The 23,215-nt window shown below is 54.4% G+C and carries 25 protein-coding genes and 1 pseudogene; 20 read left to right on the top strand and 6 right to left on the bottom strand.

Annotation, left to right across the window (positions count from 1 at the left end):
• Positions 1–75: 75 nt before the first annotated feature.
• The 11 genes from R6H26_RS24975 to R6H26_RS24925 all read left to right on the top strand — a co-directional run bounded on the left by R6H26_RS24975 (position 76) and on the right by R6H26_RS24925 (position 11,455).
• Positions 76–1,173, top strand: coding sequence for an LOG family protein (locus R6H26_RS24975; RefSeq protein WP_404786426.1), 1,098 nt, complete (start codon positions 76–78; stop codon positions 1,171–1,173).
• Positions 1,174–1,289: 116 nt separating this feature from the next.
• Positions 1,290–2,588: an adenylosuccinate lyase gene (purB, locus tag R6H26_RS24970; protein ID WP_404786424.1), complete on the top strand. Its 1,299-nt coding sequence runs from the start codon at positions 1,290–1,292 to the stop codon at positions 2,586–2,588.
• Between the two features lie 107 nt (positions 2,589–2,695).
• Positions 2,696–4,165, top strand: a complete 1,470-nt coding sequence (locus R6H26_RS24965; RefSeq protein ID WP_404786422.1) for a glycoside hydrolase 100 family protein — start codon at positions 2,696–2,698, stop codon at positions 4,163–4,165.
• Complete coding sequence (locus R6H26_RS24960; RefSeq protein WP_404786420.1) at positions 4,162–5,364, top strand: retropepsin-like aspartic protease; 1,203 nt, start codon at positions 4,162–4,164, stop codon at positions 5,362–5,364. Before R6H26_RS24965 ends, R6H26_RS24960 begins: the two co-directional genes overlap by 4 nt.
• Before the next feature lie 45 nt (positions 5,365–5,409).
• Positions 5,410–5,940, top strand: coding sequence for an SRPBCC family protein (locus tag R6H26_RS24955; RefSeq protein WP_404786418.1), 531 nt, complete (start codon positions 5,410–5,412; stop codon positions 5,938–5,940).
• Between the two features lie 119 nt (positions 5,941–6,059).
• Positions 6,060–7,112: a YgfZ/GcvT domain-containing protein gene (locus R6H26_RS24950; protein WP_404786416.1), complete on the top strand. Its 1,053-nt coding sequence runs from the start codon at positions 6,060–6,062 to the stop codon at positions 7,110–7,112.
• Between the two features lie 55 nt (positions 7,113–7,167).
• Entirely contained in the window at positions 7,168–8,370 is a 1,203-nt protein-coding gene (locus R6H26_RS24945; protein WP_404786414.1) for a glycosyltransferase, read from the top strand.
• 29 nt (positions 8,371–8,399) lie between these two features.
• Positions 8,400–9,401 (top strand): 7,8-didemethyl-8-hydroxy-5-deazariboflavin synthase subunit CofG, encoded by a 1,002-nt coding sequence (cofG, locus tag R6H26_RS24940; RefSeq protein WP_404786412.1) that lies wholly within the window; start codon positions 8,400–8,402, stop codon positions 9,399–9,401.
• Between the two features lie 9 nt (positions 9,402–9,410).
• Positions 9,411–9,788, top strand: a complete 378-nt coding sequence (locus tag R6H26_RS24935) for a hypothetical protein (protein WP_404786411.1) — start codon at positions 9,411–9,413, stop codon at positions 9,786–9,788.
• 212 nt (positions 9,789–10,000) lie between these two features.
• Positions 10,001–10,327, top strand: coding sequence for an RNA recognition motif domain-containing protein (locus R6H26_RS24930; protein ID WP_404786409.1), 327 nt, complete (start codon positions 10,001–10,003; stop codon positions 10,325–10,327).
• Positions 10,328–10,573: 246 nt separating this feature from the next.
• Positions 10,574–11,455, top strand: coding sequence for a PRC-barrel domain-containing protein (locus R6H26_RS24925; protein ID WP_404786407.1), 882 nt, complete (start codon positions 10,574–10,576; stop codon positions 11,453–11,455).
• A 27-nt stretch (positions 11,456–11,482) separates the two neighbouring features.
• Here the strand turns inward: R6H26_RS24925 and R6H26_RS24920 are convergent, their stop codons facing one another.
• From R6H26_RS24920 to galT, 3 genes are all read right to left on the bottom strand, one after another.
• Complete coding sequence (locus tag R6H26_RS24920; RefSeq protein WP_404786405.1) at positions 11,483–11,689, bottom strand: hypothetical protein; 207 nt, start codon at positions 11,687–11,689, stop codon at positions 11,483–11,485.
• A 208-nt stretch (positions 11,690–11,897) separates the two neighbouring features.
• Complete coding sequence (gene galK / locus R6H26_RS24915; RefSeq protein ID WP_404786403.1) at positions 11,898–12,959, bottom strand: galactokinase; 1,062 nt, start codon at positions 12,957–12,959, stop codon at positions 11,898–11,900.
• Positions 12,960–12,984: 25 nt separating this feature from the next.
• Positions 12,985–14,073 carry a galactose-1-phosphate uridylyltransferase gene (gene galT, locus R6H26_RS24910; RefSeq protein WP_404786402.1) on the bottom strand — a complete coding sequence of 363 codons (1,089 nt, stop codon included), beginning with the start codon at positions 14,071–14,073 and terminating at the stop codon, positions 12,985–12,987.
• A gap of 395 nt (positions 14,074–14,468) precedes the next feature.
• Here galT and R6H26_RS24905 point away from each other — a divergent pair, with 395 nt between their 5' ends.
• Positions 14,469–15,578 carry a tetratricopeptide repeat protein gene (locus R6H26_RS24905; protein ID WP_404786400.1) on the top strand — a complete coding sequence of 370 codons (1,110 nt, stop codon included), beginning with the start codon at positions 14,469–14,471 and terminating at the stop codon, positions 15,576–15,578.
• 17 nt (positions 15,579–15,595) lie between these two features.
• Here the strand turns inward: R6H26_RS24905 and R6H26_RS24900 are convergent, their stop codons facing one another.
• Positions 15,596–15,937, bottom strand: coding sequence for a c-type cytochrome (locus R6H26_RS24900; RefSeq protein WP_404786398.1), 342 nt, complete (start codon positions 15,935–15,937; stop codon positions 15,596–15,598).
• 277 nt (positions 15,938–16,214) lie between these two features.
• On the opposite strand from R6H26_RS24900, the gene R6H26_RS24895 reads away from it, so the two are divergent.
• The 8 genes and pseudogenes from R6H26_RS24895 to R6H26_RS24860 all read left to right on the top strand — a co-directional run bounded on the left by R6H26_RS24895 (position 16,215) and on the right by R6H26_RS24860 (position 21,724).
• Positions 16,215–16,487: a cell division protein SepF gene (locus R6H26_RS24895; protein ID WP_404786396.1), complete on the top strand. Its 273-nt coding sequence runs from the start codon at positions 16,215–16,217 to the stop codon at positions 16,485–16,487.
• Positions 16,488–17,122: 635 nt separating this feature from the next.
• A complete protein-coding gene (gene dnaK / locus R6H26_RS24890; RefSeq protein WP_404786395.1) occupies positions 17,123–19,147 on the top strand; it encodes a molecular chaperone DnaK in 2,025 nt (674 codons plus the stop codon).
• 96 nt (positions 19,148–19,243) lie between these two features.
• Positions 19,244–19,597 (top strand): annotated as a pseudogene (locus R6H26_RS24885) (type IIL restriction-modification enzyme MmeI); the annotation flags it as partial.
• Between the two features lie 46 nt (positions 19,598–19,643).
• Positions 19,644–19,874 (top strand): addiction module protein, encoded by a 231-nt coding sequence (locus tag R6H26_RS24880; RefSeq protein ID WP_404786394.1) that lies wholly within the window; start codon positions 19,644–19,646, stop codon positions 19,872–19,874.
• Complete coding sequence (locus R6H26_RS24875; RefSeq protein ID WP_404786392.1) at positions 19,871–20,161, top strand: type II toxin-antitoxin system RelE/ParE family toxin; 291 nt, start codon at positions 19,871–19,873, stop codon at positions 20,159–20,161. The genes R6H26_RS24880 and R6H26_RS24875 overlap by 4 nt, the downstream gene beginning before the upstream one ends.
• 114 nt (positions 20,162–20,275) lie before the next feature.
• On the top strand, positions 20,276–20,476 hold the full coding sequence (locus R6H26_RS24870) for a DUF4351 domain-containing protein (RefSeq protein WP_404786391.1): 201 nt from the start codon (positions 20,276–20,278) through the stop codon (positions 20,474–20,476).
• Positions 20,477–20,495: 19 nt separating this feature from the next.
• Positions 20,496–20,660, top strand: a complete 165-nt coding sequence (locus R6H26_RS24865; protein WP_404786389.1) for a DUF2281 domain-containing protein — start codon at positions 20,496–20,498, stop codon at positions 20,658–20,660.
• A 77-nt stretch (positions 20,661–20,737) separates the two neighbouring features.
• The gene (locus tag R6H26_RS24860) at positions 20,738–21,724 is read left to right on the top strand and encodes a DnaJ C-terminal domain-containing protein (protein WP_404786387.1); all 987 of its coding nucleotides are present in this window, start codon (positions 20,738–20,740) and stop codon (positions 21,722–21,724) included.
• A gap of 137 nt (positions 21,725–21,861) precedes the next feature.
• Here R6H26_RS24860 and R6H26_RS24855 read toward each other — a convergent pair whose 3' ends face one another.
• Together R6H26_RS24855 and R6H26_RS24850 are read right to left on the bottom strand one after the other, a co-directional pair.
• Positions 21,862–22,173: an HU family DNA-binding protein gene (locus tag R6H26_RS24855; protein ID WP_404786385.1), complete on the bottom strand. Its 312-nt coding sequence runs from the start codon at positions 22,171–22,173 to the stop codon at positions 21,862–21,864.
• Positions 22,174–22,361: 188 nt separating this feature from the next.
• Entirely contained in the window at positions 22,362–23,204 is an 843-nt protein-coding gene (locus R6H26_RS24850) for a hypothetical protein (RefSeq protein WP_404786383.1), read from the bottom strand.
• Positions 23,205–23,215 lie beyond the last annotated feature (11 nt).

Raw genomic sequence — 23,215 nt, 5'->3', positions numbered from 1 at the left:
AGCGCGAGGAAAATAGGCGATACGCAGGGTGCCATAATTTCAGTACAATAGAGTCCCACTCTTTGAGCGCGCGCTATGGTTTCTCAGCTTTCAAGTCAGGCGATCCAGAAACTAAAAAACGACTTCGACCATTTTTTAGACCGCTTACCGAACCTTCAGAACGGTCCTTACATTTACGAAACCCTGGTGACCCTGCTGCGAATGACTGAAGAGGACAACATCGCTCGGCTGGATTGGAAAATCCTGAAGTCGGCTCTCCAGGATATGGAACGGGCCTTCCAGGTCTTTCACAACTACCGCCACGTCCGTAAAATTGCCGTCTTTGGCTCCGCCCGCCTTCCAGAAGACAGCGATGAATATCAGATGGCCGCGAACTTCGCCCGCCGGATTACAGCGCAAGGCTTTATGGTCATGACCGGAGCTGGCGGCGGCATCATGGAAGCGATCAATAAAGGGGCCGGAGCCGAACAATCCTTTGGCCTCAACATTCAGCTTCCCTTCGAGCAAAATTCCAATCCCTTTATTGAAGGGGACCCAAAGCTGATCAAGTTCAAGTACTTCTTTACCCGCAAACTGTTTTTTCTGCGGGAAGCCGACGCGATCGCCGCTTTCCCAGGCGGATTTGGCACCCAAGATGAAGCCTTCGAGTGCCTCACCCTCACTCAAACGGGAAAATCGCCCCCCGTTCCAGTGGTGCTCATCGACAAACCGGGGGGGACCTACTGGCACGCTTGGGACAACTACATTCAAAAAGAGCTGCTGCCGCGCGAGCTGATCGATCCAGAAGATCGGCAACTGTATACCATTACCGATGACTTGCAGACGGGCTGCGAGGCGATCTCGGAATTCTACCGCGTCTATCACTCCAGTCGATACGTGGGCGATCGCCTCGTGATTCGGCTCAACCACGACTTGACCGACGCCCAAGTCGAAACCCTCAACCAGACTTTTCGCGATATTTTGCTGTCGGGCCGCATCAAAAAAAGCAGCATGCTTCCTGGAGAAATCGAGCACCAGCAGCCCCAACCCCAGCAGGTCATGGACAAAACCGAACAGCTCCCGAGACTGGTGTTTCACTTCAACCAGCGGGATCTGGGACGGTTGTACCAGATGATTGCCACCATCAATGCCATGGGCGGCGTACCCGAACTAGAGCACCCCGAACGGAAGTAAGTCTACTACCCTTCTTGCGCGGAAAGGGCGCGCGATCGCGTAGTGGAACGATCTCCCCCGATGCAAAAGGCAGTGCAACAGCTTACAATGATTCAGTTGTAATCTGCGAAGCCACCTTGTTAGAACGATATACTTTGCCCGAAATGGGCAACCTTTGGACTGAAGCCTATAAGTACAAAACGTGGCTCCAGGTAGAAGTTGCAGCCTGCGAAGCGCAAGCAGAACTGGGTACCATTCCGGCAGAAGCCGTCGCCGAAATCAAAGCAAAGGCTGACTTCGACCCGCAGCGAATTTTAGACATCGAAGCCACCGTCAAGCACGACGTGATTGCCTTCCTCACCAACGTCAACGAATACGTCGGCGATGCAGGCCGCTACATCCACGTCGGCATGACCAGTTCTGACGTGCTCGATACCGCCCTCGCGCTTCAGTTGGTGGCAAGTCTAGAGATTATCTTGAAGCACGTGGACGCGCTCGTCGATGCCCTTCGCACCCAAGCCCGCCAGCATCGCTATACCGTCATGGTGGGTCGCAGCCACGGCATCCACGCAGAACCGATTACCTTTGGGTTTAAGCTCGCGGGTTGGCTGGCGGAAGTTTTGCGCAGTAAAGATCGGCTGCTGGCGCTCAAAACAGAGATTGCGGTTGGCAAAATTTCTGGAGCCGTGGGTACCTACGCCAACGTGGACCCGCAGGTCGAGGCGATCGCCTGTCAAAAGCTGGGGCTGACCCCCGATACCGCTTCGACCCAGGTCATTTCCCGCGATCGCCACGCCAACTACCTGCAGGTCCTGGCCCTATTGGCCGCCACCATCGAGCGCATCGCCGTCGAAATCCGCAACCTTCAGCGCACCGACGTCCTCGAAGTCGAAGAATATTTTTCCAAAGGGCAAAAAGGCTCCTCCGCCATGCCCCACAAGCGCAACCCCATCCGCTCCGAGCGCTTGACGGGATTGGCGCGGCTGATTCGCGGCTACGCCACCACCGCCCTCGAAAACGTTGCCCTCTGGCACGAGCGCGATATTTCCCACAGCTCCGCCGAGCGGGTGATGATGCCCGATGCCTGTATTTTGACGCACTTTATGCTGGTCGAAACCACCGACCTAGTGCGGCATTTACTGGTTTACCCAGATAACATGCAGCGCAACATGAACCTTTATGGTGGCGTCATTTTCAGCCAGCGCGTCTTGCTCGCCCTGGTCGAAAAAGGCATGCTGCGCGAAGATGCCTACGCGATCGTGCAGGGCAACGCCCATCAGGCGTGGAATCGAGACGGCGGCGATTTTAGAGCCTCGATCGCGCGAGATCCCCAGGTGCAGGCTCATCTTTCTGCTGAAGAATTAGCAGAATGCTTCGACCCGCAGCATCATTTACAAAACCTGTCCGTCATCTATCAACGCCTTGCCATTGAATAATGCTCGACCGAGATAGAAAAAATCGTTTCCTACAGCTTGGCGTTGGTTCTAGCTAGGCTCGTACCTCTCGATCGCGACTGACCCTAAAGGCTGAAAAAGGAGTAGAAGTGGTAACGCTGTCTTGGAGTGGCCTCAAAGAAATTGCTTGGAGAGAACTCAATCAAGCCAAATACTTGGTCTATCACCAAGGTCAACCGCTTGGAACCAAGGCAGCGGACGTCCCCTCGGATAGCTCTTCGGTCAATTACGATCAGTGCTTTATTCGCGATTTTTTTCCTGTCGCTCTGATCTATTTGATTAGAAACCAAGAGATTGCCGGACATGACGGCGAAACCGTATCCAGTCGCCAAGTCGTCGGCAATTTTCTCGCCACGATCCTTCACCTGCAAATTACGCCAGAGCGATCCAAATATATGGAGCGATCGCCTGGCATGATGCCCGCCAGTTTTAAGGTCGAGGGCGATATCCTGAAACCCGACTACGGCGAACGGGCGATCGCCCAAGTCACCCCTGTCGATTCCTGTCTGTGGTGGCTGATCTTGCTCCAGGCCTATTACCTCGCCTGCACCCAAGACCAGACCGAGATGCACCCGGACTTGTTCGACGGCAAGGAGCCGCAGCCCAAATTGAGGCGGGGCATTCGCCTGATTTTAAGCCTTTATCTATCCAATCGCTTCGATGCCGAACCCATGATCATGGTGCCCGATGGTGCCTGCATGATCGATCGGCGCATGGGGTTAAACGGCTACCCCCTTGAAATTCAAACCCTCTTTTTTGCCGGACTTCAGGTTGCCCGCGATTTTCTCAAATCCGACGAACCCTATCAAATCAGAATCCGGCATCGGCTCCGACGGCTCCAGCGCCAGATTTGCGAAGACTACTGGTTAGACCTCCGCCGACTGCGCATGCTGTACCAAGCCCAAAGCGAACAGTACGATCCCCCGCCGGGCATCGACGCCGAAGACTACTTTTTTAACAAATACAACCTTTATCCAGAATCCATCCCCTACGAGCACCTCATTCAGTGGTTGCCCGAAAAAGCGGGTTATCTGGTCGGCAACCTCGGTCCTTCCCATCTCGACTGCCGCTTTTTTGCCATTGGCAATTTAATGGGCGTCATCGGTAACCTTCTTCCCAAAGCCCAAGCCCGCAGCATCCTCGATCTGATTTATTTGCGCCATGCCGACCTCTTGGGAGAAATGCCGATGAAGGTCTGCTACCCAGCCATACAAGGATTGGAGTGGCAACTGGTCACGGGATGCGATCCTAAAAATAAACCTTGGTCCTATCACAACGGCGGCAGCTGGCCCATGCTGGTTTGGATGCTGGCAGCCGCCACCCTCAAAGTCAAGCATCCCAGCCTGACGGAGCAACTCCGAGAAGACATCGTGAAGGCGGGCCATCGGCTCATTCACGACCGATGGCCGGAATACTATGATGGAGGGAACGGTCGTCTGATCGGACGGATGGCTCGTCGCTATCAAACCTGGAGCATTGCCGGAATTTTGCTGGCTCAAGAATTCCTGGATTGCCCTCAAACCCTAGATCTCATCCATTTTGGAGACCCATATCCATGAAGCACTCGTTCCGTTGGATTGGGCGGCGCGTTTTTCAGCCGTGGTTCTGCGGATTTGCGACCTGGATGGCACTCTGGAGCGGATTAGCCCAGGAACAGGCTTCTGCTCGACCTTCCGTCAACCCGCTCCTGCTTCAGGTGCAACAGTGCATTCAGCAAAAACTAAAGCAAACCAATACTGCTGTTACCCCAGAAATTACGACCCGCTGCGTGTTTTCAGTTGTAATGCTCAACCCCGACGGGACGGTGCGCTCGGATGCCAGCGATCGCATGACTGCCCTCATGCGGGCGACGGGTACCGCGCTTCCCAAACCTCAATTTCAAGGTGAAGCCAACGTCGCACTGCAACAATTGCCCTCCCAGTCTCTCTTTACCCTTCCCGTCAACATCCAGGGTCAGACCTTTTCCTTTATTTTGGACTCGGGCGCGTCCAACTCGATTCTGGACAATCAGATCGCTCAACAACTGGGGCTGAAGGGACAGCCCATCCCCTCGGAAATGCTGGCGTACCTCGCTGTCGGGCAGCAGTTTGCCGACCAAAAAATGTCGCTCTATCGATTGCCCCCGCTGCAAGTGGGGAGAGCGCAGGTGAGCAAACTGTATGGGATTGGACTTTCGACAAAAGTGTTGCCCTTCAAAACGGCGGGTATTTTGGGCCTCGACTTTCTCAGCCGCTTCGACATCATTTTGCATCCCCAACGGCGCACGCTGCAATTGGTCAAGGCTTCTCGCCCCGTCGCCTCTGGGCTTCCCCTAGAAGGTCGCATGGGTGTGATGACAACCCCCACCTATGTCAACGGCAAAGGGCCGTATCGCTTTTTGGTAGACACTGGCGCGTCGGCGACCAGCCTCTCAGAGCGCCTCGTGCAGCGGCTCTCCATTCCCACTCAGGCAGACAGAAGTTTGCGGGTTGCGGGGCTGGGGGGGCAAACGCAAGCAAAGCGGGCGCGACTCGATCGCTTCGGCTTGCAAACGCAGCAGCTTACCAAACTTAACGTTCTGGTGGTCAACAGCCCGATCTTTCAAACATTGGGGATAGAAGGGATTATCGGCCAGGACGTGCTGAACCGCTACGTCCAGCACTGGCGGTTCGGCCCCCTCGGTCCCCTCGGCGCTCCAGAACGAGGTAGCCTTCATTTATTTCCCCTTCCCTCTAGCTCGGTCAATAGATATATTGGGTCTTGGATTGGAAGAGGGTAGGATGGATCTGATCTGTATCTTGCTGCTGCACTTGAGCCTAAACCAATGACGATCCGTACTTGGTTCTCGAAGGGAACGCAAAAACGCAGTTCTACGCTGCACTGGACGTTTGAAAGGCGATATCGGGCGCTGACTCCCGCGTCGGTGGATTTGACGTGGAAAAAAATTATCGATCTGGCCGACCTGTCCTGGCATCCTTTGATCGCTCGCACCAACGTGCCTTACGGATTAGTTCCTAAACCGGGGTTGATTTACGAAGCCATTAATCGCCTCGTGCCGCTGCCATTTCGGATGTTTGTCGAAGGGGTGCGACCGCAGCAGCTTTTGAGCATTCGGGTTTTGGGACTGCCCGGTTTGGAAGAACGGGTTACGTATCAGATTGAGGCGAGCGTTTGCGGGACCTATATTTCTTACTGCGTGATGCTGCGGGGCTGGTTGGCACCCTTCGCTTGGTCTTTTTTGAAGGGGTATGCGGCCAAGGTTGCCGATCGCCTGGCGGATGCTGCGGAGGCGGAAAGCTTGAGTTTGGTTTCCAAACGGCTGCGATCGCCGCGAAACACCTGTTTTGATTTCTGAATCTCAAACTCAACGACCCTTTAAAGGGCTACGACGCCAACGAAACCGCTAGACTGAGAAGTGGCTTACGTCGTACGGTAAGTCGCTCAAGCGTTAGATGGGGATTGAGAACGTCAGATATGCAGGCACTGCGAGACTATCAGCGCGCTCAAGGCGCTCAACTGGAGGCAAGTCTTCCCGTCACTTTTGGTAACGATGTCCAGGCGATCGCGGCGGTCGATCGATCCGTCGCGATCTACGATCGCAGCCATTGGGGAAGACTGCGGCTGGGTGGGGGCGATCGCCTTACGTTTTTGCACAACCAAAGCACCAACGACCTGAAGCGACTCCAACCCGGACAAGGCTGTGAGACGGTCATTCTGACCTCCACTGCCCGCACCATCGACCTCGTGAGTGCCTACGTCACCGAGGCCGAGATCCTGCTGCTGACCTCGCCCAATCGACGACAGCAGCTCCTAACCTGGCTCGATCGCTACATTTTCTTTGGCGACAAAGTCGAGCTGACCGACCTGAGCGACAGCACCGCCTGCTTTAGTTTGCTCGGCCCAGACAGTACGACGCTCCTTCAGAATCTAGGCGCAACGGACCTGCCTCAAACCCTAGATTCCCACACCACCGCCGAACTGTCCGGCCTCTCCGTTCGCATTGCCGCAGGCAGCGGCTTGAGTGCCCAAGGCTATACCCTTATTACCGATCGAGCGGATGGTGCCGCACTGTGGGCAGTACTTGCGGAAGCGAAAGCCATCCCCCTAGGCGAGCGCGCGTGGGAACAGTTGCGGGTTCTACAGGGTCGTCCCGTTCCAGAGGCAGAGTTAACCGAAGACTACAATCCTCTAGAGGCGGGGCTTTGGGATACGGTGTCCTTTAACAAAGGCTGCTATATCGGACAAGAAACGATCGCGCGGCTGAATACCTACAACGGGGTCAAACAGCAGCTCTGGGGTCTTAAAATGAGCCGAGCGGCCCAACCTGGCACGCCTCTTTTCCTCGGCGAGCAAAAAGTGGGTGTTTTGACCAGCGCCGTAGCAACGGCTGACGGTTTTTTTGGCCTGGGCTACCTGAAAACCAAGGCAGGTGGAGCAGGCTTGACCGTTAGCATCGACGGTTTCGCTGCCGTCGTCGCGGACGTTCCATTTTTGTCTCGCCTACAGCAATCCGCCGCAATGGCGTGATGGGTAGCGCGCGGAATCAAGGGCGAAATGAACTGTGTTGGAGTGGAGCGACTGTATGGTAATTACCCTCTTGGCGCTGGGTTTGTCCGGCCTGAGCTGGATCTATCTCCTGGCTTTTAGAGGTCGATTTTGGCGGTGCGATCAGCGGCTGGCGGTTTCGAACAAGGCATCGCTGCCCCAGTGGCCTTCCATTTGCGCGATCGTACCGGCTCGCAATGAGGCAGCCATGCTGACGCAATCCTTGCCGGGATTGCTGGCTCAGAACTATCCCGGCTCGTTTCGAGTACTGCTCGTGGACGACCAAAGTACGGATGGCACGGCAGAGGTGGCGCGTCAAACAGCTCAACGATGCCAGCATGAAACGCCCCTGAAAATTATAACGGCGCAGCCCTTGCCCCAAGGCTGGTCTGGGAAATTATGGGCAGTCCACCAAGGCATCGAGCGCGTGCTTCAGGACGACCTTCAGCCCTTGCCGGACTATTTTTTGCTCACGGATGCCGATATTTTGCACGGGCATTCCACCCTCAGGCAACTGGCCGTCAAAGCCGAACGAGAGCATCTCGATTTAGTGTCGTTGATGGTGCTGCTGCGCTGTCAGAGCTTTTGGGAGAAACTCTTGATTCCCGCCTTTGTCTTTTTCTTTCAAAAGCTTTATCCCTTTCCGTGGGTCAACCAGTCCCAGCATGCGATGGCTGCCGCCGCTGGGGGCTGTATCCTCGTGCGTCGGGACGCGCTGATGGCGGTAGGGGGAATTGAGATCGTTCGCAAAGCCTTGATTGACGACTGCGCGCTGGGGGCTGCCATCAAGGGTGCAGCTTCAGCGCGAGACGGTAAGGGTGGCATTTGGCTGGGGTTGACCACCGACATCGTCAGCCTGCGCCCTTACCCCTCGCTCCAAACGATTTGGACGATGGTGGCGCGGACGGCGTTTACCCAACTGCATTACTCTTTTAGCCTGTTGTTAGTGTCTTTACTCAGCATGGTTGCGATCTATTTAGTGCCGCCCGCAGGCGTACTGCTGGGCTGGGCGACCGGGCAATGGTCGGTTGTGGCGATCGCCGCCCTGATTTGGGGCCTCATGACCGTGGCCTACTGGCCGACCGTTCGGCTGTATCGCCTATCTCCCCTGTGGGCGTTCGCGCTTCCGTTTATTGCGGCGCTCTACACCTTGATGACCGCAGACTCTGCCTTGCGCCATCTCCAGGGGCGGGGCGGGGCGTGGAAAGGGCGGGTGTATGCGACGGACGCCATCAAATAGCAGGTCATCAATCGCAGGTAACGGATTTAATGGCAGTCCCTCAAGTCATTACCTATAGCCCAGCTTTTACTCTCGTCCCTACCTACGAGTGTTTCAATCGCTGCACGTACTGCAACTTCAGGACGGATTCCGGTCAAAGCCCTTGGCTGACGCTAGAAGCAGCGGCAGCGCAGCTCTCTGCTTTGCGTCAGAGCGGCATTGTCGAGATTTTGGTACTGAGCGGGGAAGTCCATCCCCGCAGCACCCGCCGCCGCGACTGGTTCGAGCGGATTTACCAAATTTGCGAATTAGCGCTATCCATGGGTTTCTTGCCCCATACCAATGCAGGCCCGCTATCCTACGACGAAATGGCTCGCCTGAGACAGGTTAACGTCTCAATGGGGCTGATGCTAGAGCAGACGACGCCTCGCCTGCAGGAAACGGTGCATCGCAATGCTCCCAGCAAAGATCCGGCGCTCCGCCTCCAGCAGTTGGAATGGGCGGGGGAGTTAAAAATTCCCTTCACGACGGGATTGCTCTTGGGTTTGGGCGAAACCCAGGCAGAGCGGCGAAGCTCCCTCAAGGCGATCGCCGCCGCTCACCTGCGCTGGGGCCACATTCAGGAAGCGATCTTACAGCCCTACAGTCCGGGGCAGCAGGAACAGTGGGCCGGACCGGGGTTCGAGCTAGACCAGATGGCGGCATTGGTGGCGATCGCCCGCGAACTTCTTCCCGACGACATTACCTTGCAAATCCCGCCCAACTTGGTGCGGTCTCCCCAGCACCTGCGAGATTGTCTGGAGGCAGGCGCGCGCGATTTAGGCGGACTGGTTCCCCGCGACCACGTCAATCCAGACTACGCGCACGCGACCCTCGATCGACTCGCAGAACATCTAGACCCAAAAACCTGGAGACTCCAACCCCGCCTGCCCGTTTATCCCGCCTTTGACGAGTGGTTGCCCGCGTCAGTTCAAGATCGGGTTAAATGCTGGCGAGCGCGCTTAGAAGCGGGATACACTGGCCCTATAACCGCCATTATGCAAACGACCTAGGGGATTTTAATGCAGTCAGAGACATCCGACCCCAAAGATCCTTGGGAAACGCCTCCGATCGAGCTCGATCCAGAACTCATCGCAACGTCTCAGCGTCTCGTCTCCCTGTCTGAAGCATCGTCCGGCAAGCCTCTAGAAGGGAAATCTGCTTCCTCAAAATCCTCTCCTGCAGATCCCTACGTTACGCTGCTGGAATCCCGCAACAAATATTTATTTAACCGGAATATCGAGCTGGTTGCCAGAGTGGCGGCGCTGGAGTCGGCCAACCTTCGGCTGCAAGCGCAAATTTCGGAACTCAAGCGATCGCACCGCAGCGACAGCCCGTGGTACTCGCGCTGGTTTAGCTCGCGCCAATCTCCGTCGAGCCGATCTGATGTCATCGATTGATGTCATCAGATGTCATCGACTGATGTCATTAACTCCAGCTTGAGGTCGAACTAGATCGGAGAATCTCAATAAGATTGCGCTAAGATGGCCTGTGAGAATAAAGTATCGGCTGCAGTGTTTGTCTCTAAGTTAATCAGGTTTTCCTCGGTCTAATTAGTCAGGCTTTGCTCCGAAATCCCACTCTCTACACACTCTGATTTTGGATATTACTTATGTCGATTTACGTTGGTAACCTTTCCTACGAGGTTACGAAAGAGGATTTGACCTCTGTTTTTGTCGAGTATGGTGCAATTGCGCGCGTTCAGCTCCCAACCGATCGCGAAACGGGTCGTCCCCGTGGGTTTGCGTTTGTGGAAATGAACAACGAAACGGAAGAAACGGCTGCGATCGAGGCTCTCGATGGCGCGGAATGGATGGGTCGTACCCTCAAGGTGAATAAGGCGAAGCCCCGCGAAAATAGCGGTGGCGGCGGTCGGGGTTCCTTTGGCGGCGATCGTCGGGGTAGCAGTGGCGGCGGCAGTTTTGCTCGCAACTACTAATCGCAGGATTGGCCTGGCTTCGCGCTAAGTCGAGTTCTTAGAAGAAAAGGTCGGAGAGATGCACTCTCCGGCCTTTTTTGTAACATTTTCTGGGAAGGAATAAACTAAAGGTAGTCCGCCACGCTGCTCTGCCGAAATGCTCTGTACGGACTCGATCCTGCTTGAACCAAACCGTCCTCCCAGCCCACCGATCGAGTCCGCGATCCTCGATTGGATTCTTAACCCTACTCGCGCGAACTGGCATCCATGTCTGATTCTTCTCCAACCTATCGACATAGCGAACTGCTCCATCGGCTGGTCCTCGATCGAACCACTGCCGAAGAATTTGGCAAGGTTGAGGTGGTATGGATGCATCCTGAGGCCCATCGAGTCATGGGGTTTATCAGCAAGTCCAGCTTTTTAACGAAAAAAAGATTTGCGTTTAAGCTGAGCCAGCTCCTCACGATCGGTGCGGAAGGGATTGTCGTGAATTCTTTGCCTGTCGAAACGGATACCGAGCACGTTGGGGTGCTTGAAACGCTCATCGGCCACGAGCTGTGGAGCGATGCCGGGAATCGGTTGGGGCACATCACAGATTGCCTCTTCGATCTAGAGACCGGCAAAATTACGGCCTATTTGTTTCGCTCGCAGGGCTGGCATGGATTTATCGATAGCATTTATAAGCTTCCTACGCGGGGCATCGTACAGATTGGCAAAAAGCGCGTGCTGGTTGCGGAGAGGGCTGTCCCTTCGATCGCTGCCTACCAGGAGGGAATCGAGCAAAAAGTGGTTCAAGTCGCGGAGGATTTACAGTCGCTGACCGAGACGGCCCAAACCACGACGAAGCGACTGGGAAAGCAGGTTAGGGCGATCGCCGAGCAGGCCACTCAAAAAGCCAAAGCTGCCCGCGAGGAGTTTCCGTCTCAGGAAGCGCTTAAAACGGGACGTTCCTTGCTGGAGCAACTCCAAGAACGCGCCCAAAGCATTGGAAAAGAGCTAAAGGAAGAGCTGACGCCTTTTGCTCAGCAAATTAGAAGCTCGATTCAGCCTCCAACCAAACCGACCGTTCCCAAGTCCCGTGAGGGTGGGGAACCCAATCCCGAGCGCATTCCTCAACAGGACATAGACGATGACGAACCGTGGATTTGACGCTACGAGCGAATTGCGATCGTACGGTTAGGCCGCGCGCAAGTCTGATTCGTTCAGAATAATGGTTGTCTCTTCTCCAACTCTGCCAAAGCTAGGCTCTTGTCCTAGCGTCATTTCGACGTAGTAAATCCATCTCCCCGCTTCGGATTTGACTTTTTTTACAACTCCTTCTCCACCTACAAACTTGACTGGCTGAGTGTGGTGAAAGCTAGGTAATTCAAAATTTACAGTCATGGCAAGCACATCCAATCCTCCGAAACACTTTTAGCTACCCAGACACTTCGCAAAAACCGCGCAACTGTCATAAGAACCGCAACGAGCGGTTTAGCCAACCTATTTGCAATGCTGACGGTCTAGGGCACCTGACGAATTAGCAAATGCTTTCAGTTCCATTGCATCGTGACCGCAAAAAAGGTTTACATTGTTGCTGCGATCGCGGGACCTAGCCAACTAGAATCTTCCCGTTATATCCAGCGTTGGTATAGCGCGCGAGGGCCTTTTTCGCGATCGACCTGACCTCACTTGCGATCGCCAATGCTACGCACGCGCCGCCAAAGCCAGCGCCAGTTAACCGCGCCCCAAACACGCCTAGCGTATTTTGGAGAATGCCTGCAAGCTCGTCTAATGCGGGTATAGATACTTCGTAGTCATCCCGCAAGCTGGCGTGGGAGGCATTCATCAATTCCCCAAAAGCACAAGCAGAAACGCCTTCCAATACCTTCAAAACCCGGTTGTTTTCTGTAATGACATGGCGGGCACGCTTGCGAAGAGGGAAAGGTAACGTTTCTGTTGCCTGAGGATCGCTGATGTCTCGCAATGCTTTAACGCCCAGCGCTCGCGCTGCCGCCTCGCATTCGGCGCGGCGCTGGTTATAGGCACTGCTGGCGAGCGATCGCGCTACCCCACTGTCAATCACTAAAATCTTAGTGCCAGTGGGAAAGGGTAGAATTTGGCGATCGAGCGTGCGGGTATCCAGGAACACCATGCGATCTGTATCAGCCAAACTAGCGGCCATTTGGTCGAGAATGCCGCAGTTTACGCCCGCGTATCGAACCTCTGCCTGCTGACCCAGTTGGGCAATTTGAACGGGGGATAAATTTAAGTTCAAAAGCAATCTCAACCCGCGCAACATCGCTACTTCTATCGCTGCACTGCTAGATAGCCCCGCGCCAATCGGGACGGAAGATGTGACGAGTACGTTAAGGGGAGGAATGGAATGGCCTGCTTCTTCTAGTACCCGGATGCAGCCGTTAAGGTAACGGGCAAATCCCTCTGGTACGAGTTTTGAAGGGGCAACATCTACCCCCTCTTCTAGGTTCGCCGAATAAAAATGGTGGCGATCGTTGGGACTGTATCCAATGCTAACTCTGGTCTGTTGGGGAATTGCGGTGGGCAACACAAAACCTTCGTTGTAGTCAGTGTGTTCGCCCAACAAATTGACGCGTCCGGGCGCGCTTGCCTCAACTTCAGGAGCTGCATTGAAAATCTGTTCGAAACTTATCATCGTTTAAGTGGTGCTTTCTTCTTTTCTAATGCAGGTCAACGGAGATCGCTTGTAACTCTTTTGCTTTCTCCTCAGGCAAGGTATCGCTGGCAAACATTCCTGCTGCGAGTTCGGTACCGGCCAGGTATTTGAGTCTGTCGGAGGTGCGATAGGGCGGATAAAACTCGGCGTGGAGGTGCCATTCAGGATGGCGATCGCCGTTTGTTGGTGCTTGAAACCAGGCCATTAGATAAGGGAACGGACGATTCCACAAGCCGTCGTATTTCAGCGTCACGGTCTTGAGCGCCTTGACCAGTCCCGATCGCTGCTCTGGAGTCAGATCCAGAAATGTTGCAACGGGTTGAATTGGGGCAATCCAAACTTCATAGGGATACCGTGCGCAGACGGGAACAAAGGCGAGCGCCCACTCATCGCGATACAGGATGCGCCGATCGTCCTCAATTTCTTTTTGGATAAAATCTTGGAGTAAGCCTCGCTGGTGCTGTTGGTAGTACTCAAGCTGACAGGCACCCATTCGGGCCGGAACGGGTGGTACGAAGGGATAAGCGTAAATTTGTCCGTGGGGGTGGTGCAGGGTTACCCCAACTTCAACACCTTTGTTCTCAAACGGGAGGACGTATTGAATTTGAGGATGCTGGCTGATGGCGAGGGTGCGATCGCCCCACACTTGAAACAACAGCTCCAAGCGATCGAGGGATAGCGAACTCAGGCTTGCCTGCGGATCTTGAGTAAATACGACAACCTCGCAAGCTCCATTGGCGGGCAACGTGTCCACGATTGCAGGCGGTGCATCTGTCGCCGAAGGAACCAGCGACGGAAACCGATTGTCGAATACGGCAATATCGTAGTCTCCCTGGGGCAGCTCTGTCGGGAACTGAGGATCGGTAGTGGGCGCTAGGGGATTGTATTCAGGGGGCGGCATAAACGTCCGCCCCTGACGGTGACTGGCATAAGAAACCCACTCGCCCCGCAGCGGATGCCAGCGCAGGTGGGGATTGGCCTGCATCGGCTCGGGACTGGGGCTTGGTGCTGTAATGTCAGCGGAGATTGGGTGGCGACCGTACAGGGTCAGCGCGCGACCGTCGGGCTTCAACAACTTCTGCACGTACAGCATGGGGTTTCGCACTTCACTCCACTAGAACTTTTCGCGAGAAAATGACATCCTTTCCAGATCTTTCCGGGGCGATCGAGCTTATAGGATGGAGCGGCGGGGGGTTGTGGCACGCTCCCAAAATTAGGTCAAACCAGAAAATGACAGCAATGCCAGGAGAGACACATCCAGTGTACTCCTGAATATTAGCGAGCTAGCACAGAGATTGACGTTGAGACTGCAAACAAACGCTTGCGTAAAATGGAGTTCCGCCAGGGGGCAGAATATAGTAGGCTGAAAAATTCTACCCTTGCGGTAGGCTAATATTGCCCAACTGCACCGAAGTCTTCGGTAAGGCTCAAATCAGGCTCGACCGCAGTCTTAGGGAATTATGATGTTGTGTCGATGAGGAGCCATTCGTGCGAACTCAGTCCATTTTGATTGCAAGTCTGGCATTATCTTTGGGGATGGGCGCTTTTACCCCCCTTCGCGTCGCTGCCCAAGCTCAGCCCGCGCCTACCACTCCGTCTCCCGCTAACGCCCTGCAGCTTTACGAACTGTTTAAGCGCGGTAAAGCTTTGATTGACGCGAACAAATACGATGCCGCGCTTCCCATCTATCAGCAGGCGTTGCAATTAGATCCCAAAAACGCGCGGATTTATTCGGCCATTGGGTTTATCCACGCCCAGAAAGGCTCCTTCCCAGAGGCCGCGCAGGCTTATCGGCAGGCGATCGCCCTTGAGGGTCGCGATCCAAATTTTTACTATGCCCTAGCCTTTTGCTTGGCTAACCTCAACGATTATGACAATGCATCTGAAGCCTACAAGCGGGTGCTGCAACTCGACCCAAAACGCATCGATGCCTACGAAGGCTTAGCAGTGATCTACAGCCGCCAGCGTAACTATTCCGGCGCGCTGAAGCTCTATCAAAAAATAGTAGAAGTTGACCCTAAAAATGCCAACGCCTTCCGCGCGCTCGGAATCTTAGCATTGCAGCAGCAGCAAACGCGAGAGGCGATCGCCGCCCTGCAAAAGGCCGCCGAGCTGGCCCCCAAAAATGGAGAAGTCCGGGTTGGGTTGGCTTACGCCTATTTGGCCCAAGGCGATGCCGAGGGAGCGACGGCTGCTGTCAATCAGGCCATGGCCTTGGAACCCAGAAATGCCAAAGTGAATGTCAGAGCGGGTAATGTTTTGCTAAGCCAAGGTAGTTTGGACGAAGCCCTAGAAGCCTATCGCCGCGCGACCAACGCCGATGGCAAACTGCCGGATGGATACATTGGCGTCGGCGACGTTCTGAGGGCTAAAGGAGACTCCTTAGGCGCGCTCGTGGCATACCGTCAGGCGATTCAGAACCAGCCCCAGAACCCGATCGCTCACCATCGGGCAGGGCTGGCGCTTCAAGATCGCAATCGCAGGGAAGAGGCGATCGCCTCCTTTAAAACGGCCAAGCAGCTCTACCTCAGCCAAGGCCAAGGCCAATCCGAAGACTACCGCAAACTCAGCGCCTTACTGCAGAGGCTTGGGGGCTAACGGTTCGGGATAACCGCTCAAGATTTGGACCATCCCTCACCGGCCCGATCGAGAACATAGCGGGCGAGGGCGTCAATTTGCGGCGCGCTGAGCTTGTCTCGATAGGCCGACATGTTGTTTTTCCCGTCGGTCACGAGCGCGGCGATCGCCTCGACCGAATCCACTGAATTTTGCTGAAGCGCTTTGAGTTTCAGCGTCTTGCCCCGCCGGACGATATTGCCGCCGTTGAGATGACAGCCCGCACAATGCACTTCAAATAACGCCGCAGGTTGCGCGATCGCTGGATCGTCTGCCCAAGCTGGTAATGCTAAAGATGCCGCCCACAGCGCGATCGCCAAGCATCCAATCCACCTAAACATGAATTTTTGTATGTTCACACACCCATTGCTCTCAGTCTGTTTGCATTCATTGCGGGTTGCGCGCTCCGATCTTGAGGACGCAAAGTCAATCCAGACAGGCTCTTATTCTCCCTCGAAAAAATTTTTGAGGACGAGGTGCCGTAACCGATCGTGCAGGTAATATTTTGCATCCTGGCAAGGTTTAACATAAGATTTTTAAAAAAGTATTAAGTTCGATGGATCTAGATGTCATGACAAAGATCCTAGACTAATTCGTTCCGATCCATAGAGAGGCTCCATGAGAAACCTACTGCCTTTAACTGGGGGATCCAGCTATAAGATTGCCTTTTTGTCTCCTCAAACCTTCGAAGAGACGCGAGAGGCAATTGCAGCGCTGAAAGACGGCGAGATCGTGCTTTTCAATCTAGACAAACTGGGTCCCGTTCAAGCCCAGCGCATCGCCGATTTTGTCTCGGGCAGCGCCTGCGCGCTATCCGGGCATAAAGCGGTAGTTGGTAACGGGGTCATGCTGTTTGCGCCTCCTACGGCTCAGATTACAATTCCCGCTTAGCGGCTTCGGACGCAGCCGCGCGATCGCTGACTCGGGGCATTGGCAGTAAATTGACCGTTAACTGTTTGCCTGAGAATTCTAGCGTCGGTCTAGACCGAAAATATCTCGGCCTCTTTTTTGGCACTTTAGGGCGATTTCCCCTATTCGCTTCATTCCCGTTGGCGCTAGCGGTAGCCCGCTCGAGCAGAGCGCTTTCGATCTAAACTTTTGCCCAAAGCGGTTCGACCGTCCGGCCATTTATAATGGAGAACGGCATCCAATTGAGATGAATTTAAGAAGCCGTTGCAACCAAAACGTTAGGCTAGAGTGACTAGACTAAAGACTGTAGCTTCGCGGTCGATGAAATCATTCGCACTGAAATTTCGCGCAAGTCCGACTTGGCCCGACTTGAAGGCAGCTTCAGCGGGCTGCAGGCACCCAGCATCTTAGCGACGGGCTTTACCTCAGGCAGGTAGCGCCCGCAGCAGTGGTTTGCGCTGGCCTCGAACCGACTTCAGTCGCTTTAAGTGCTCCGTCGCGGCAGCGAGGCGTGGCGAAGCCCGAGAGATCCGCTCGGTCGAGATACAATAGGTGCGAAGAAGCCACATTGATGAGAATTGTCGTTGTTACGACCTGCATGAGGAGATTCCGCTCGGATGGGAAAAGTTGTCGGTATTGATTTAGGCACCACCAATTCAGTCATTGCGGTCATGGAAGGGGGAAAGCCCGTTGTGATTGCCAATGCGGAAGGAAGCCGCACAACGCCCTCAGTAGTTGGGTTTGGCAAGGATGGCGAGCGCTTGATCGGACAGTTGGCCAGGCGACAGACGGTTTTGAATCCCCAAAATACGTTTTACGCGTTTAAGCGGTTTATGGGACGCAAATATTCAGAACTGAATGCCGACTCCAAGCGAGTGCCCTATACCATCCGCCGCGATGAAGATGGAGAAGTGAAAATCAAATGTCCGCGTTTGGACAAAGAATTTGCGCCAGAAGAAATTTCGGCCATGATTTTGAAAAAGCTGGCGGAAGATGCCAGTCGTTATCTGGGCGAACCCGTTACGAGTGCCGTCGTGACAGTTCCAGCCTACTTTAACGACGCCCAGCGCCAAGCGACCCGCGATGCGGGACGGATTGCAGGCATCGATATCAAACGCATCCTCAACGAGCCGACAGCGGCTGCGCTAGCCTATGGCTTAGATCGCGAGGAAGTGCAGACTGTGATGGTCTTTGACTTGGGCGGCGGTACGTTTGACGTTTCTATTCTGGATGTGGGGAATGGGGTCTTTGAGGTTCTCGCCACCAGCGGCGATACCCAACTGGGTGGCAACGACTTCGATCGCCTGATTGTAGACTGGTTGGCAGAACAATTTTTAGAGACAGAGGGGATCGATTTACGGCGCGATCGCCAATCGCTGCAGCGGCTCACCGAAGCGGCGGAGAAGGCCAAGATCGAGCTGTCTGGACTTCCAGAAACCAACATCAGCCTGCCCTTTATTACCGCTACGGAAGACGGGCCGAAGCACCTCGACGTGACCCTCACGCGGGGGCAATTCGAGGCACTGTCTGTCGACTTGGTGCAACGCTTGAAAGACCCCGTCGCCTTAGCCCTTGAAGATGCCAACCTGCGACCGACCGAAATCGATGAAGTGGTCTTGGTGGGCGGTTCTACCCGCATCCCCTTCGTGCAGCGGCTGGTGCGCGACTTTATTAAAAAAGAACCTAACCAAAACGTGAATCCCGATGAAGTGGTAGCCGTGGGTGCAGCGGTGCAAGCAGGGATCTTAGCCGGGGACTTAAAAGACATCATGCTGCTGGATGTCACCCCGCTGTCTTTGGGGCTAGAGACCATCGGCGGGGTCATGAAGCCCCTGATTCCTCGCAATACCACCATTCCCGTCCGGCGCTCGGATATATTTTCGACTGCAGAAAATAACCAAAGTCAGGTAGAGGTGCATATTCTCCAAGGAGAACGACAGCTTGCGGACAACAACAAGTCCTTAGGCCGCTTTCAGTTGCGCGGCATTCCCCCGGCACCGCGCGGCATCCCGCAGGTACAGGTTTCCTTTGACATCGATGCCAACGGGATTTTGCAGGTGACGGCCTTAGACAAATACACGGGCCGCGAACAAAGCATTACGGTTCAGGGAGCCACCAACCTCTCGGAAGCAGAGGTCAGCCGCATGATGAAAGATGCGGAGCAGTTTTCAGATGCGGATCGCCGCCGTCGCGAACGGATTGAAAAGCGCAACCGCTCTCAGGATCTCATTGCCCAGTGCGATCGCCGCCTGCGGGAAGTCAATCTAGACTTTGGCCCTCAGTTTGCCAGCGGTCTGAGACGACAGCTCGAAGCCCTCAGCCGCGACCTGCAAGACAGCCTCGCCCAAGATGACGATCGCCAGATCGATCTCACCTATGCCAATTTGCAAGATGCCCTGTACGAACTCATGCAAGAAATGAGCCAAGCAGGAGAAAACTACGATGATGAGGAAGATTTATTCAACTTGCCCTCGATGGATTCCATCAAAGGCGTTGTTGCGAAGGGGGTAGATGCCATTCGCGGGACGACTTCAGGATCGGCTTCTACCCGTCGCGCCACGACTGCCAACCGCTACGGCGAGAACGGCGGTGGCAGTCGCAGCCGCAACAATTGGGAAGACTGGGATGACGACAACTGGTAGTTTTGTCGCGTTAGTCTTGAGTTGGGCAATGTTTTGAGAGGCTCGCTCAAGATTGAGGATGTCTGTACTGCGATCGCTCTGGAACATGGTGCTCTCTCGCGCCTTCACTTGGTTTGGATCGCTACTGTCTGCGGCAAGCTGAAAATCGACTTTCGTTACTCCAACACCCTCGGCTGGAACACCTTTCCCGTCCCCACCCTCACCGATCGAAACAAAGCCGACCTCACCTGCTGCGCCGAAGACATCCTTCTAGCGCGGGAGAACTATTTCCCGTCCACGATCGCCGACATGTACGATCGCGATCGCATGGACACCGAATTCCCTCTGGTGCGGGAAGCCCACGATCGCAACGACGAAATCCTCGAACGCATCTACATCGGTCGCCGCTTCAAAAACGACACAGAGCGCCTCGAAAAACTTTTCGAGCTGTATACCAAAATGACCCGTTAAGTGTGAATGCTAAAATCAGGCTAATCCTTTGGAGTAGAACGATCCAATGCTAACCCTAGACCAACTCATTTCAGAAGCAACTGCATTACCAGATACGGCCAAGACCATCCTTATCGACAAAATTGCGGAAAGCATGGCAGGACAAATCGATCGAGATCTTTTGCGAGAAGGAGTGAAAAAAGCTCAAGAACGCATTGCCGCAATTGATAGCGGCGCAGTCCAAACCATTCCTGGAGATATTGCCTTGGCACAAATACGGCAACTCGCCCAGAAATGAAATACGAATTTCACCCAGCAGCCCTGCAAGAATATGCGGAGGCTGTGCAATTCTTTGCCCAGCAAGACAGACATCAAGATTTCATCGACACCATAGAAAATTCCATATTTCGCGTCGTTGGCGCACCAGAACGCTGGCCGATCGTTGAAGGGCAGATCCGTCGTTATTTAACACCCAAGTTTTCCTATGCCATCTTGTATCGAATCTATTTAGATCGGATAGTAGTGGCGGCGATCGTGAATTGTCGTCGCGATCCAGACTATTGGAAAGATCGCCTAGAATCATAAAACCAACCTCACCCGCCGCGCCGAAAACATCCTGCTGGTGCGGGAGCACTACGAGGATTTGGAAACCTACGAACGAGGAAAAAACATGCCGTACATATTTCTGCGATCGAAAGGATGGGTGAAGCCAGAGGCAAGCTTGAAGGCAAAGTCGAGCTGATCAGCCTCCTATTAGCACAGCAAGTGGGGACAATTTCTGCGGAAACTGCCGAGGAAATCAAAAAACTACCAATCGAGCAGTTGGATCGGCTCGCTTTAGACTGGAGGGGTTTTACAAGTGTCATCGATCTAACTAACTGGCTTCAGCAAAAGAATTGAAATTCACCCTCTAAAAGTCATGACAGCCGCCGAAAGGCTCTACCATCTTATCCAAGCTCTCCCAGAAAGCCAAATCAATAAAGTCCTTAACTTCGCCGAATTTCTCCGCCAAAAACGACTCACGACCCCTAACCTACAGCTATTCCCCCCGGTACCTTCACTGGACTCCGGGGTGGGGGAGTGAGAGCAACGATCTACACGATAGCGATAGCGACAGGTAAGCTATGGTAGGGTGATTCTTTTGACTCAAGTGCACGTTCCATGCGCAATTTCCGCAACTATTACGAAACCTTAGATGTCCCTAGCAATGCGACGAACGACGATATCAAAAAAGCATACCGTCGGTTAGCGCGTCAGTATCATCCAGACCTCAACCCTGGCAATAAGGAGGCAGAGGAACGGTTTAAGGCAATTAGCGAAGCCTACGACGTTTTATCGGACGCGACGCATCGCGCCCAGTACGATCGCCTGGGTCAGTATTGGAATCAACAGGGCTTTAAAGACGAAACAGCTTCGGCTCGACCCCAGAGCTGGGGCGATCGCTCCAGTGTCACCCCGACGGAAGAGGTTGACTTTAGCAAGTACGCGGATTTCCAAGAGTTTGTCGATCAGCTCATGGGTCGCCGTCAAAGGGCTAGTGGCAGCGATCGTACCGAACGCCGCCCGCCCCCCCGCGCTGGATCGGAGCCGCCGCGCTACGGAACGCCGCCAAAAGCAACTGCGGACTCGCGCGGGCGTCGGGATGCTGAAGCGCGGCTGACGATCTCTCTTGAAAAAGCGTACGTGGGCGGTCGAGAACGAATTCGCCTGGAAGATGGGCGATCGCTAGAAGTCAATATGCCGACGGGGATGGTGAGCGGCCAGCGGATTCGACTGAAGGGACAAGGCACTGCTGGGGGCGACCTCTACCTCAAAATAGAAGTTCTTCCCCACGACTTTTTCAAGCTAGAGGGGAGCGATATTATTTGCGAACTGCCCGTCACCCCCTGCGAGGCCGTTTTAGGAGGACCCATTGAAGCGCCGACCTTAGATGGATGGGTAAAAATGACGCTTCCAGCTGGCGTCCGCTCCGGTCAGCGGTTACGGCTCGGTGGAAAAGGATATCCCGCTGCCGACGGTCGCCGGGGGGATCAGCTGGTGCAGATTCGCATCGACGTTCCCCGCAATCTCAGTTCCCAAGAAAAAGACCTGTACGAGAAGCTCCGCACGATCGAAAGCTATAAACCTCGTACAGGCTTATCCGTTTGAAGCCTGTCTTAGGTGGGGGCATAAAGGAATTGCTGAAATAGAACCCACCAGCAGTTTCTAGGGACGCAAGGCCGTGCACCTCTACGATGCGATACGGTTGTTGCCAGAAATCGCGCCAGCTCTCGCACTCTTGAGGGCTATTTCTTGCCTTTAGCCTTTGCTGCGGGCTTTTTGTCAGCAGACACTTTTTCCTTAAATAACTTCCCGGCACTAAAGGCAGGAACGCTGGTTGCCGCAATCGTCATCGTTTCCCCCGTCTTCGGATTGCGTCCTTCCCGCGCTTTGCGATGGCGCTTCTCAAAGCTTCCAAATCCGACCAGCGTAACTTTGTTGCCTTCGCTGACCGCTTCGGTAATGACCTCTAAAGCTGCACTGACGATGGCATCAGCTTCTTTTTTGGTGACGTCCGCTTTAGCTGCGATCGCGTCTACGAGTTCGCCTTTATTCATAAAAAAACTCCTCAAAACCTTTATGAGGATTGTATACCAAGCATTTCAGGAGTCAATAGGCTGAACCCCTTTATTTACGTAATATTCGAAGGAGGTCAGACCTCAAACCCATGCTGGGCTTGAGGTCTGACTGAAATGTTTTCGTCCGAAATAATTGCAATATATTGTCAAATCTCCCGTAAAAGCCGCTAGAAATTGCGCCAATCCGTCGCAAAATCGCGAGTCAATCTCAAATCTAAAGACCGATCGGGATAGAGCACGACTAAATCGCGTCGCGAATTCGGATAGCGGTCGAAGACATCGCCGAGAATGACCGAACTGGAAGAATTCGGACGGCCTAAAATTGCGCCTAAAATTCCTGCCGCTCCGCTGGAAAGGTTGGCTTCACTGCGATCGTAGCGATCGTAGGTATTGTTGAGGCCGATGACTTGAGAAACGGCCCAAATTCTTTCGCTCCGACCGTTGGGAAAGCGCACCCGATCGGACTCAAATCGGTAGCCCCCCCTAACAGGGACGAGTTCTCCATCGATCCGACTGTTGCGCGGCAAGACCGTCCGACCTCGACGAAGCGTCCCCCTTACGTCTTCGCTGACCACGACGGTGAGAGGATACCGTTCCGAACGCCTCAGCACGATGCGACGACGGCGTTCTGGATAGGCGGGGATGTAAGTGCCTTCCAACAGCCGATTTCTAAAAAACCTGTTCCGATCGGAACTCCGATCTTCGTTGCGGTATTCCCATCGATTGAGATTGGGATTCCACCATCGATCTTCGTTGCGATCGTCCCATCTGTCTTGAACGGTTTGCCAGCGTTCTTGTCCCGACCAGTCTTCGAGACGGTTGGTGTTCGTTTTGGGGTTGCAGTATTCATTGTCCCAGTCGCGATCGCAGCGTTGGCTCCAGGCTGGCCGTTTATCGGACGATTGCCAGTCGTCTGCGAGGGCGGCAGTTGCGGTTGTGATTGCTGAAACTGCGCTGCAGGAAATTATCCCCAGCGCGGCGATAGACCCAAGCATCCTTGTACTTTTCATGGCCGTAGTTT

Origin of the sequence: Altericista sp. CCNU0014, from assembly GCF_044923475.1 — a bacterium.
In the GTDB taxonomy this organism is placed as follows: Bacteria; Cyanobacteriota; Cyanobacteriia; order Thermosynechococcales; family Thermosynechococcaceae; genus JAAURS01.
This window is presented reverse-complemented; position numbering and strand designations above follow the sequence as displayed.